Annotated in this window: 7 protein-coding genes; 2 read left to right on the top strand and 5 right to left on the bottom strand. The window is 45.1% G+C overall.

What is annotated here, in order from left to right:
* Positions 1-160: 160 nt before the first annotated feature.
* From AAHF22_RS05200 to AAHF22_RS05215, 4 genes are all read right to left on the bottom strand, one after another.
* On the bottom strand, positions 161-1,465 hold the full coding sequence (locus AAHF22_RS05200) for a purine-cytosine permease family protein (protein WP_347323902.1): 1,305 nt from the start codon (positions 1,463-1,465) through the stop codon (positions 161-163).
* A 303-nt stretch (positions 1,466-1,768) separates the two neighbouring features.
* Positions 1,769-3,445, bottom strand: coding sequence for a PucR family transcriptional regulator (locus AAHF22_RS05205; protein WP_347323903.1), 1,677 nt, complete (start codon positions 3,443-3,445; stop codon positions 1,769-1,771).
* Between the two features lie 729 nt (positions 3,446-4,174).
* Positions 4,175-4,543 (bottom strand): hypothetical protein, encoded by a 369-nt coding sequence (locus AAHF22_RS05210; RefSeq protein ID WP_347323904.1) that lies wholly within the window; start codon positions 4,541-4,543, stop codon positions 4,175-4,177.
* Positions 4,544-4,734: 191 nt separating this feature from the next.
* Entirely contained in the window at positions 4,735-4,989 is a 255-nt protein-coding gene (locus AAHF22_RS05215; RefSeq protein WP_347323906.1) for a hypothetical protein, read from the bottom strand.
* A 272-nt stretch (positions 4,990-5,261) separates the two neighbouring features.
* On the opposite strand from AAHF22_RS05215, the gene AAHF22_RS05220 reads away from it, so the two are divergent.
* Positions 5,262-6,644, top strand: coding sequence for a stalk domain-containing protein (locus AAHF22_RS05220; protein ID WP_347323907.1), 1,383 nt, complete (start codon positions 5,262-5,264; stop codon positions 6,642-6,644).
* A gap of 506 nt (positions 6,645-7,150) precedes the next feature.
* On the opposite strand, the gene AAHF22_RS05225 is transcribed toward AAHF22_RS05220, so the two are convergent.
* On the bottom strand, positions 7,151-10,996 hold the full coding sequence (locus AAHF22_RS05225) for an S-layer homology domain-containing protein (RefSeq protein WP_347323908.1): 3,846 nt from the start codon (positions 10,994-10,996) through the stop codon (positions 7,151-7,153).
* A gap of 275 nt (positions 10,997-11,271) precedes the next feature.
* Between AAHF22_RS05225 and exlX the strand changes: the two genes are divergently transcribed.
* Positions 11,272-11,982, top strand: coding sequence for an expansin ExlX (gene exlX / locus AAHF22_RS05230; RefSeq protein ID WP_347323909.1), 711 nt, complete (start codon positions 11,272-11,274; stop codon positions 11,980-11,982).
* Positions 11,983-12,174 lie beyond the last annotated feature (192 nt).

Below are 12,174 nucleotides of genomic sequence, written 5' to 3' on the forward strand. Positions count from 1 at the left end.
AAGGAATAAGAGGATAGACTCCAGTGTCGCAGAGAAATCTACGAATGTAAAAGAAAATGTAGATTCCTCTGCTCAAATTTCGTCCTATCATTTCGCCGTTTCCCTTATTTCCTTTCAACGTAAAGTGTATTCTGCATCTATAGGAGTTGGCGTACACACCTTAGCTCTTCGTCAAGTCAAGCACTTTTTTCGGTGCGAGCAGCTTCATCCCGACATAATATACAACTGAACTAACGATAATGGACGTGAGCGCCTGTACACCCCATGTAATAAACAAGCCAGCAGCGAAGCCGATTAACCAGGAGAAGATAGCGACAGGATTGAACTTTTCACAATATTCTGGCAATGCGCCCAGTGCTCGCGAGCTATCCAGTTCCTGACGGAATCGTTTTAAAATGTAATAGTCAATCGCCATAATGCCTGCAATAGGCGGAATCGCGACACCCAGAATGATAAGAAAAGCAGTGAATTTATCGAGAATACCGACAATGGATAATACGGTACCCAGCGCACCGAGAATGAGTGTGAGCATACCGCGGTTCATATTGATTTTAAAAATGGTACTCAAAAAGTTTGTAATACCGAGTGAGGAGGAGTACAGATTCATATCGTTGATTTTCAGTGTGGCAAAAGCGACAATCGCACCGCCCAGCAAGCCGGTTAATTGCATCACGATAGACATAATATCCGCGCTGCCTACCGCATGTGCCATCAATACAGCAATCAGATTAACACCGAACTCGCCCAGAAATGTACCGACGAGCGTAATCCAGATCACATCGCGTCCGGACTTAGCAAAGCGTGTCATATCCGGTGTAGTGACACAGCCAACGATAAAGCCGCCTGCCACCATCGTTGTTGCTGCACCGATCGTCATCAATGGGCCTGGAGGTGCCATCGTAGCGAGTTGTACGATCGAATGATTTTTCAGGACTTGATAGATACCGATGCCCATTACGATCAAGAACAGTGGCACCGTAATTTTAGCTGTCCAGCTAATCCATTTAAAACCAAAATAGACGAGCAATGTGGTACCGATCCCCGTAATAATAGAAGCCACGACAAATCCTAACTTTCCGCCAGTAACACCATCAATTCCCTCAGCAAAAACAGAGTTCTGTACCCCAAACCAGCCGGTAAGTGAAATGGCGAAGATCAAGCCGATAATACTGGAGCCATACTGTCCAAAGCCAGACCAGCGGGCGAGCAGGCTGGTCGACATGCCTTCTTTTGCCCCGGCAATCCCAAGTAGCGCCGAGACGACCTGCAAAATTACACTCCCAAACATCGTGGCCCAGAATGCGTCCCATAAGGTCATGCCATAGCCTAGCGCTGCACCGATCAGAAATTGCGAAATGCACGTTAACGCTCCGATTCGGACCAGCATAATACTGAACATCGACTCCCTGCGATCAGCAGGCACCCGTGACAGCGAAAAATCATCTGCATTACCAGTTTGACTCATCTGAACCCCTCCCTCATTACCGGTTCGCACCGGGTATGCTCCTATATTAGAGTATAATCCCTGCCATGATAATGGGGTTTCAGACTGAAAAATGTTCATTTTAATTGTTCAAATGACCAAAAAGGAACTATTACGTTATATAATCTGACTCGAAATTTATTTTTTTGCAGAATTATTTTTAAAAATGTCCAAAATAAGTAATATTCATTATAAAGTCTGACATGAAGTTATCTTAGAGATCATAACCTAACGATGACGATTCCTGTATTCATAATTTATAATTCATAATTCATAATTCATAATTCATGCCAGATGATGCACCAGCACAGCCAATTCAAACTGCACCCGGTATGGATTTTCAAATGGATTCATCCCTAAAATTTCAATAATTCGCTGCTTACGATAATTGAGTGTATTGCGATGAATATGCAGCACGTCTGGCAAATCCTGTTGGTCTGGATAAAACAAAAAATATTCCAGTGTCTCTGTAAAATCAGCGTTCATCCGCTGATCATAATCAAGTAACGGCTGTAATAAAGGTCGCAGTGGACTTAATAAGGTAGCGGCGCGATTATTACGTAATAGCTGAAAGATCGGTAAGCGTGCAGCATGGATCACGTCCGGTAAAGCAGCTATACGATGACGAAAATAAAGCACATTTTGCAAGCTATGATACAGCGCTGCTCCTTCCTCTGCCAGATGATGCTGGATACGACTATACATAACGGTATGCTGTACGCTGATCTGACGGTGCATAGCCGCGAAATAAGCGTCATATTTTATCTCAAACGATTCACTTTCAGTTGGGTGTTCCAGCAGCAATACAAGCTGATGGCCATGAGGAATGATCATACAGCGTCGATGATTATAGTTACTTATCTGATTGCTTCTGCACCAATCTTCGACTTCACGAGCAAGCTCATCATGTTGCTCGCGATTACAGGCAGTAAGCAGCGCCATCCCTGTTAACACTTTCGGGTCATAGCCGATCTCTTGAATGCTTCGTTCCAGTTGATCCGGTGTAATCTCCTGTCCATTGAGCCAGTTGACCAGTATCGTCTGCTGATAATCACGCGCCGCACTTTGAATTGCATCCTCCTGCGAGAAATAGAGCGCCAGACTGACCGCGACCGAATGATACAGCATCTCCTTAAAGGGAGGCATTCGTTCCTCGCTCCATGCGCACAGATAGCCATACACACGATCGGCAGACTGAATCGTTTCTACTATATAATGTTGTCCTTCCAGTTCAGTGTCCGCTGCATTCAGCGCAAGCGACTGGATCGGAATGACATCGTCCTGATGATGAAACTCTGCTATAGCCTGTTCTAACTCAGCTTGATTCGTTGCCGTAGACTGCTCTGAACTATGTTTATCCGTTACGATCGATTCGGCTTCAACAACTGGCTGCGAAGTCAGATTTATTTGATAAGCTGCCAGCTGATGATACTGTTCATCGATAAGCAGTAATGGATCACCGAGGATCATACCGATTTTAGGAATGATCCTCGTAGGATCAAGCTTCTGAGCGAGCCATTCAGTAAGCTGGTTCTGGATTTCGAGCATTTGCTTAATTTCGAGTGAGCGATGTTTCTGAATTTCCTGTACAACTGGCGAAATAATATCGATATACGGTACATCGCGCGGAATTTCAATAATGGGAATATGCAGTGCTTCGGCACGCTGAAGCACTTGCTCGGATAAGGTATGATAATGTAATCCCGGATAGCAGAGAGCCAGTGCGGCGGCGTGCATCAGCTTCATTTTATCCAGCAAGGCAAGCTGGCGCTCGACATCATCACGAATATGATAAAAGGCAGTAATAATCAGCTCATGCCCTTTAAACCATTCCTCGGAATCAGGAATTTCCAGTACGGTTACATGCTCGATCGGATTTTTTAATCCGCTAAAACCAGCGATCATCCGCGCGCGTGTTAAAGCGCCAACGGCCATCGCTTCTTCGACTGTAATGCTACTCATGCTGAATATCCCCCTTATTGTTCCATTTTGCTATGCGATGTGTTTGTGCTTTGTTGTTATCTGTTGTAAATGACCGTTTTCTGTTATAAAAAGCAGGAGCGAAGCTACTTGATCTGTAGTTTTGTCACTTATTATATAAGTTTGTCGAAGATTGATGCAAAGTAAAAATTGCAAATTTTCTATGTTTTATGATCTTCTATATAAGGTGTAAAGTAAGTTTACTATTTTAGTTCCATAACAAATATTATGTAAACTAAATAAAGCTTAGAAAAGAAATGATTAACGATTGAAGGGATAATGAATAGGTCACTTTCGATCATTACTTCTGAATAATTCCAATCTATTTAATTCCTTTAAAAGAGAGTGTATAAACGTATACAGTGACATACATATCTTTACAAATCAGCCTTAATGTATGGTGATTGTCTCATGAGAACAAACCGTATGAATTGCCTGTAAAAAGTTTGTAAAGAAGTCTATAGAGAAGTTTGAAAACATCCTCTAGGACGCAATAACCATGCTCACTTTGATCAGAAAAGTTTACCAGCAAAGCGATGCATATTCTACCTCTATTCATATTCCTATATCTCAGCCGATGATCATAGCAAAAACACCGCTCTAGTAAAAGAGCGGTGTCTATAAACGACGAGTATCCGATGGAGCTTGCATAATCTCAAAACTTTCATTTCAACCTACCGAATTCAACGCTACTGAAATCCGTAATATCGCTTATTGTCCGCCTTTACGAGCAGCGTAAAATTCAGCGGCTTTTTGCAGCATTTGCTGGAGTGAGCCAAACTGTGTATTTTGACTGACATGTGTATCTAATTGATCTTTAGGTACTTCTTTCACTTTGTCTGCTGAATCGGTATTGGTACCGAGTCCTGCCTTTTGCAGTAGCTCACCGATCGATTGAAACGGTGTGTATTTTTGCATAAATTCAGGGGTGAGTAGCTTATCCAGCGGCAGTTTCTGAATGATCTGATCCAGTGGCAGCTTGCTAATCATATCCATAATACCGCCGGATGATCCGCTACCCTCTTTATTTCCGTCTTTGCCAGTTAGCATATCCTTGAGATTGTTCAAATTAAAGTTCATGTGTATAGCCTCCTTATGCGCACCACGTATGAAACCTGTAGCAGGCGTTCATTCGAGGGCTGCGAGATGCTCCGGCGCAAAAGTTACTCATTTGCCATCTACGGAGCTATAGTACTCATTAACCGCTTTAAGCCGTTATGAATGCACATGATGTAAAATGACGAGTTCATATTCGAATAACCTTTCAACCATTACAGCCATTCCAGCACACGATCCCACGAGTTCAAGTATTCCAGCTCTTCCTCGATCTGACGCTGTTGTTCCTCCACGCTCATACTTATCGGTTCGTCCCATTCAGTCGTCTGTTCCATACTTGTTCCCTCCGGTGTCCATGTATAGAAAAAGCAAGTGATCCGTTCGTCTGTCCCTGCGTCATGTTTATGTTGCTGTATTGGTTGTGGCGATGTATGTGTAAGTGTAGAATTCGGCATGCTTGTGTAGTTCAATGGAATTCCCTCCCATTCATGAATATGTAGCTTGAGTTCATTTTAATATAGTCTAACGATAAATAAATCAGCTTGTGGAATGAGTTATTTATGATTGATCTCAGTCTACAGATGTAGATGAGCCTATTTTACATGTATTAATATACATAAAAAGTAAAAATATCTTAGATTTATCCATTTTTCGATACGTAAAGTAAAGGAATCGCACTCGTTGCTGTGGAATATGGAAAAAGGCTCATGGGCCACATTCAAACGGGAAAGGGGAAATCAAGATGATGAAAAACAAAGCTTTAGCAGCATGTATACTTGCTAGCGGACTTGTATTTTTGCCTTCGGTTAGCGAGGCAGCCCCCGTGGAAACCGATATGAACATGACGGTAGATGGAAAAGCAGTTGGCTTGGAGGGCTTTACACTCAATCACCGTCTGTATGTGCCTTATGAGATCATAGCTGGACAATTGGGAGCTGAAACTGACTGGAATGAACAGACCGGTAGGCTTACGCTCCGTCTTGGTGAGAAAAATGTGACTTTCACACGTACTGATGATGTATCCACTACCTCTGCGACGGCTTTAGTAGTGACATCGGGCGAAGTGCTTCTTCCCGTCCGCTCTACCTTTCAACAATTTGGTTACGGTGTATACTATAATCCATCCACTCGTATCGTTCAGGTGAAAAAGAATGCGGAGGATGATCTATCCCCTTCTAGCCCGAATACAGGTATGAGTACAGAGGAAAACACTACAGGAGGTAGTACGGGGAATGTGACCGAGAATACGTATGGTGATCTATTGCCAGTCACGATTTTAACTGATCTGAAACCGGATCAAACGACCGGTATGCGTATTGAAGGCGTTGTTGCCAACGAAAGTTATATATTTACCGCCGATATGGATACACGAGAATTATATCGCATCGATGCAACAACAGGCGCTGCAACCGTATTGACCGTCTTGCCACGCACAGGAACGGGTATGACGCTTGATACGACGGGAAATCTGTATATTGCCAGCGGAGGCGATGAAGGCGTTATTTTCAAAATCAATGCGGCTGATCTAACGGGAGAGCCATTTGACGGCTCCAGAGTCGAAACATTTGCTAGCGGTGTTCCGGGCGCAAATGGACTTGCGTTTGCACAGGATAATACATTGTATGTGACTGGCGGTGCGACAGGTAACCTGTACGCGGTTATGGCAGGCGGTCAGGTGCAAACGTATGCGACTGGACTGACGGCTGCACGAGCAGAGCAGCCCATCGTAGTGAATGGCATCGCAATCGATACTGATGGCGCGATCTATACGAGCAATACAAGCTCAGGCGAGGTGAATCGTTTTGTTGTTCGCACAGATGGAACGCTCAGTGCAGCCGAAGTTATCGCGCAAAGTCCGTTATTATATGGCGCGGACGGACTGACGCTCGGCCCGGATGGGCAACTGTATATCGCTGCGAATGAACGCAATGCGATTGTGAAAGTCACGATGGAGGGTCAGGTAACAGATATTGCACGTAATGACAATACAGGACCACTTGAATTTCCAGCAAGTGTATCGTTTGTTAGGAATACGCTTTATATTAGTAATTTTGATTTGCCACGTGGTGTGAATAATCCGAATAGTTTAGGGATTGGAGCTTCGATTGCGGTAGTGAAGCAGTGAAGTGCTGCTTACAATCATAGGTGTTTGCGTATACGCCCTGGTGAGGGAGTATAAATAAACAAATAAATAAACGAGAAGGCTGTCTCCTGTATTGGAGACAGCCTTTTGTGTGAGCAGCATTTTAGTATGAATATTCTCAATTATGGCATACGGCAATAGTTAGCCCAATCGTATTGTTACCACGTGTTGAGATTACTATAATATACATTCTGCTCGTCTTACGGTATGTCGTATCCATTCATCCGAATGCGCAAAAATGAGCATTTCATCTGAAATACGAAAGAGGAATGATTCAAAAATTGCATTTTGCCTACGCAGATTAGATCTGGCTCTTTTTTGTTCTGTTACCACCATTTATTTATTCCTCTATATTCATTTATTTCAGTTTATTCATTGGATAGTTCTCATAAAGTCATCTTTTATCCAGTGATCTCATATCTCCTTGCGCCCATCCACAAAGTATATTTACACATAGAGCACCTTTATTCAAAAGAACGCTTATTAGATTACGGACGAGTGGCTTCGTCGATCAAGCGGCTGATGATAGCCGCACTTTCTGCTCGGTTTAGTGAACGTGCAGGTTCAAAGCGGCCTTTGGCGTTGCCTTCGATCAATCCAGCTGTATAGAGCTGATTGACTGCGGGCTGTGCCCAGTTGGCAATGGATGATGTATCGGTCAGGCGTTGCGTGCTTGTGCGATTGGCAGTCGCACTGGCGTCATGGTTTGCCATAACTTCGTTCCATGCGCGCTGTAGCATGACTGCCATTTCCTGACGGGTGATCTGTGCATCCGGGCGGAAATGACCTCGTTCGTCACCTTTAATCCAGCCTGCATCGGTTGCTGTCTGGACGGCGGTCGCATACCATGCAGAGGCAGGAACATCGGAGAAACTCCTATTGGATGTACGATAGGTTTGACCCGATACTCCTAATGCCCGTGTTAGCATAGCTGCAAATTCGGCGCGTGTAACGCCGGTAGCCGGGGCGAATTGTGTATCGCTTTGTCCTTGAATGATGCCCTGGTCACGTAGCTTTTGGACGATCGATTGTGCCCAGTGTCCCTGCATGTCGGGAAAAGATGGCTCTGTCGCACGCAGTACGATATAGCTGCTATTGGTGTTGCTCAGCAATGTGACCTGACCTGCTTGAATAGAGAAAGGTACCGGTACGTATTGCGCTGCACCTGATCCATTCTCTTCGGCACGCACAACGGTCAGACGTTGACCGGGCTGGATGTCGCTGGATGCAATTGTACGTTTCACATATTGTCCAAGCTCTCGCACAGCGGTTTTATCACCGTTGGAAGCGAGCGTATGGATAGTATAGGCGATGGCTGCATAAGGACTGTAGCCATCGGTTTTCGCTTTGGCAAGTGCTACAGGATCAGATGCAATATCCAGCTCCAGCGTTTGCCCATTCGTAGCCGCTTGCTGTAACAATGTAGCGGGTAGATGGTATTGTCCGAGCGGCGTATTTACGATAATGCGCTGTAGTTGATTTTGACCGGTTAATGTCGTAGCTGCTGCCTGCTGGAATTGTAATTGGAAGCGATCTGCCCCCGATGATGCTGGCAAATCCAGCTGCAATGTTGTTGCGGTATTGTTCAGCATGCACTGTGCTGTTGCAGCATTGATCGTACTTGTAGCTGTTATACGATCCCCCTCCTGCTGTAAGGTCGGTGTGATGCTCCAGCGAGCCAGTTGTCCATTGGCCGATCCATTTTGAATAGCAGCTTCTGAACCAGTCGGTGATGTTACAGGCGTTGTTCCTTCCCCCTGTTGTCCTGCATTTGTGTTAGTGCCTGCGTTATGATCGGTAACTGGAGTGGTGGCGGAACCGCGATCTTTATCTCTATCCTTCGAAGCTGATTTTGGCGTGAAATCGATGCGCGTCAGCAGTGGATCATGGTCGCTTACACGTCCATCCTCTTCCATAAAGTCCGCATTAATATGCACGATATCAAGCTGTGCACGCGCGGCTAGCTGCGAAGTCATCAGCACATGATCGAGCGTTTGCGAATTGCCTTCATACACATACGAATAGCGTTCATTCACAGGTAGAGTATCGACCAGATTCGTTAACTGATTGCCTTTTAAAATAGTAAACGTATTGGAAAATTGAAAGTCGTTAAAATCTCCAACGAGCACGATATTCGCATTGCTGTTGCGAGCCAGTGTATCTTTGACAAAATCGTTCAATACCGCTGCCTGACGTGCACGCTGAATTTCGCTACTGCGAGCCGGAGGCTGTACTGCGCCATACAATGCCTGGTCTCCGCCTTTGGAGTTAAAATGATTCGCAATCACAATGACCGACTGGCCATGAAATACGAACTGTGCTGCCAGTGACTTACGCGAATGCTCGAAAGCTACATTACTCGGATCGATCCGACCGGGATTGACGTTTAAGCCTGTTGCCCCATAAGTGACGGCAGTGACAGAATCACCCGTACCACCTGGTGCTACAGGTAGCGTGACACGCTCTGGATTATACAGAAAACCGACACGAATATTACCGCCCGGTGCGCCTCCATCCATATTGTTTGCCGGCGCAATGCTAGCGTAACGATACGTTGGGCCGCCGGCTGCTTGAATGGCTGTGATCAGCGCCTTAAAGTTCTCGCTCGCATCGGTTGTGCCATCGTCCTTTGCACCATTGTTGTCCTGCACTTCCATAAGCGCCAGAATGTCCGGCGTATGCAAATTGTCGACCACATCACGAGCAATCTTTTGCGTTTTATCGGTAGCTGCTGGATCATTCCAGAAATTTTCTACGTTAAATGAAGCGATCGTGAGCTGCTCCGGTCCATTGTGCAGCTGGGAAATCTCGCGCTTCCAGCCTCCATCTTGAATAGCAGGTAACGGCTGGTCCGGTAAAATTTTAAAATTGCTATAGCTGTAGCTCATAATACCTGTAATCGCTCCGTCAAAGCGATCGCCAGTTTTGATCGGCTGAGCAGGCTTACTTGCAATTAGCAGTCGATCTGAATTGAAATCACCATCCGTAATAATCAGACCGCCAGCTGGTGTACGGCGGGTATGACGCTCCGCTTCCACCGTTACGGGAATTTCATACGTGTACGGCCCGATAATATCCGCATTGTTCAGCTGTACGCGCATGCCTTCCAGACTTTCGTAAAAGTCGATGCTATACCGCGTTGGATCAAAGGCTGCTTGACCATCCGATGAAGCAATTTGCTCTGGAATGGCACGTCCACCGGCTCCGATCACGATTGGTGCTGGAAGTGGCTGATTTTCCGCCAGTACGTTAATCGATGAAGCTACAATCTCAGTTGTCGTCAGATCCGCAGCATCGGCGTAGCCTGTTTCACGATATTCTTTTACCTTTCCGTCTACCGTAATGCGATCCCCCGGCTTCACACCATGCGAGGAACGATAGACTAAAATCCCTTCCGAAGTACGTTCATCGCGATCTGCCTGTTCATCTGGCATTTGCATATAAAAGCTAGTACGGCTTTTGACCATCGTAACGATGCCTTCTACGCCCTGTACTTGCTGCTCGGCATACGTTGACGTTTGCGTGGTGCCTTGAATTTGATTAATCGTTAATTGTAACGGCTGTTGCCCGGAAGGTGGAGCTTCAGTGCTCCCTTCCAAATCGCTTATCGAACGTGGAACAAGTTGATATGTATCTTGATAACGTGTTATAACGCCGGTGATCGATGTATACGTATAGCCTGATTTAAGCCATGCGTTGGTTGTATACACAACAAATATACCGTTTGCATCGGAAAGGGTATACCGATTACCGGATACATTGTCCACATGCACCTGAGACACTTTTACCAGTGTAGCTTCATTAGGATTTCCGGCAGCAAAGCCGGATGAATCGATCATTTTCGGGTCGGGAATCGTACCGGAGCTGAGAATCTGGACATTGCTCGATGTGGCATTGATTTGCAGCAGCTTCTGGTAAGCACCGAGCTTGCCGGATGCCTGAATCGTATCTCCGGGCTGTGCAGTTAGTGACTGTCCACGAATGACAATGCCTGCTCCTCCATCTTGAATGTACAGGTTACTATAACTATTGCCTGTATCCTCTCGATATGTAACGACTCCTTGTACGGTCACTGTACTGCCAATCGCCTGCGTACGCGCTGTCGTAATCGCATACGTATCATTTTGCACAGATCGGCTGAATAATGCAGCAGGGAAAGCAGTATTTGCCGTGTCTGTAGCTGACAGATTGGCAGTCGTACTCGGTGTGGTCTCCAAAGTCGCTACTGTATCCATCTCGGCAGCATATAGCGTATGGCTCGAGACGGGCAATATTGTCGCCGTTAATAGGCTAGCCGCCAGGCTAACACTAATTTTCTTAGTCCAATTCCTCATGAAATGCATTCCTCCAATTTCTAAATAAATATAGTTATAATTTAAAAATATCACAAATTTATCAAGCTGGAATGAGGCAGACGTAAAATAAGGGCTAGTGCTTTTAGCCTGAATCCGATAAAAGTAGTAGGTAAACCGTTTATAATTTTCCTTTTTGTTATATTTAAATATAATTGTATTTATATGGAATATATAATAGACTGTTAAATGGAATCATGGCAGCGATAATGCAGGTAACAAGAGAAATTCAACATTGATATAGGAGGTTAACGATAATGACGAGAAAATCAAGATCAAAGTGGAGTATGCTCGGCATGGCTACACTGCTAAGTGTCGTCCTATTCGCGCTTCCAGCTTCAGCAGCGTGGAACGATACATATCAGGGCTATGCTACGTACACAAGCTCTGGCTATTCTGGTGGCGCGGTACTGCTTGACCCGATTCCAGCCAATATGGAGATTACGGCGCTCAATCCTACACAAATGAACTATGGCGGTGTGAAAGCAGCACTGGCAGGCGCTTATCTGGAAGTGACCGGACCTAAAGGTAAAACGGTCGTTTATGTAACGGATCTGTATCCAGAAGGCCCAAGCGGTGCGCTCGATCTGTCCCCTAACGCCTTTGCCAAAATCGGTAATATTGGCGATGGGAAAATCAATATTTCATGGAAAGTAGTCAAAGCGCCCATTACAGGCAACTTTAGCTATCGTATCAAAGAAGGTAGCTCGCAATGGTGGGCAGCGATTCAGGTACGCAATCATAAATATCCAGTCATGAAGCTGGAAGTTCAGAAAAACGGCAGCTGGCTGAATCTGCAAAAGATGGATTACAACCATTTCCTCGGTGAACAACTTGGTAACCAACCACTCAAAGTGCGTATTACCGATATCCACGGTATTTCAGTGACAGATACGATTCCTGCGTTGCCATCCAGCGGCGGTTCGGGTGCGTATATCGTACCTGGTAAAGTGCAGTTTCCTGATTGACAGCTCTATAAAATAACGTGTTCCTTCAATAGAATAACTTTGATTAGAGTGACTTTTTGATTAGAGTGACTTTGTTTGTTTAAAATAATGCTATTGGATGATTATAGGCGAATTTCTTGGCTATAGTATAAATGTAGCCCGTCATCAGTAAAATGTTGAAAACAAAACCACACACAAAGAGCGAGGCAGATG

Source organism: Paenibacillus wenxiniae (genome assembly GCF_039822605.1).
GTDB classification, from domain to species: domain Bacteria; phylum Bacillota; class Bacilli; order Paenibacillales; family Paenibacillaceae; genus Saccharibacillus; species Saccharibacillus wenxiniae.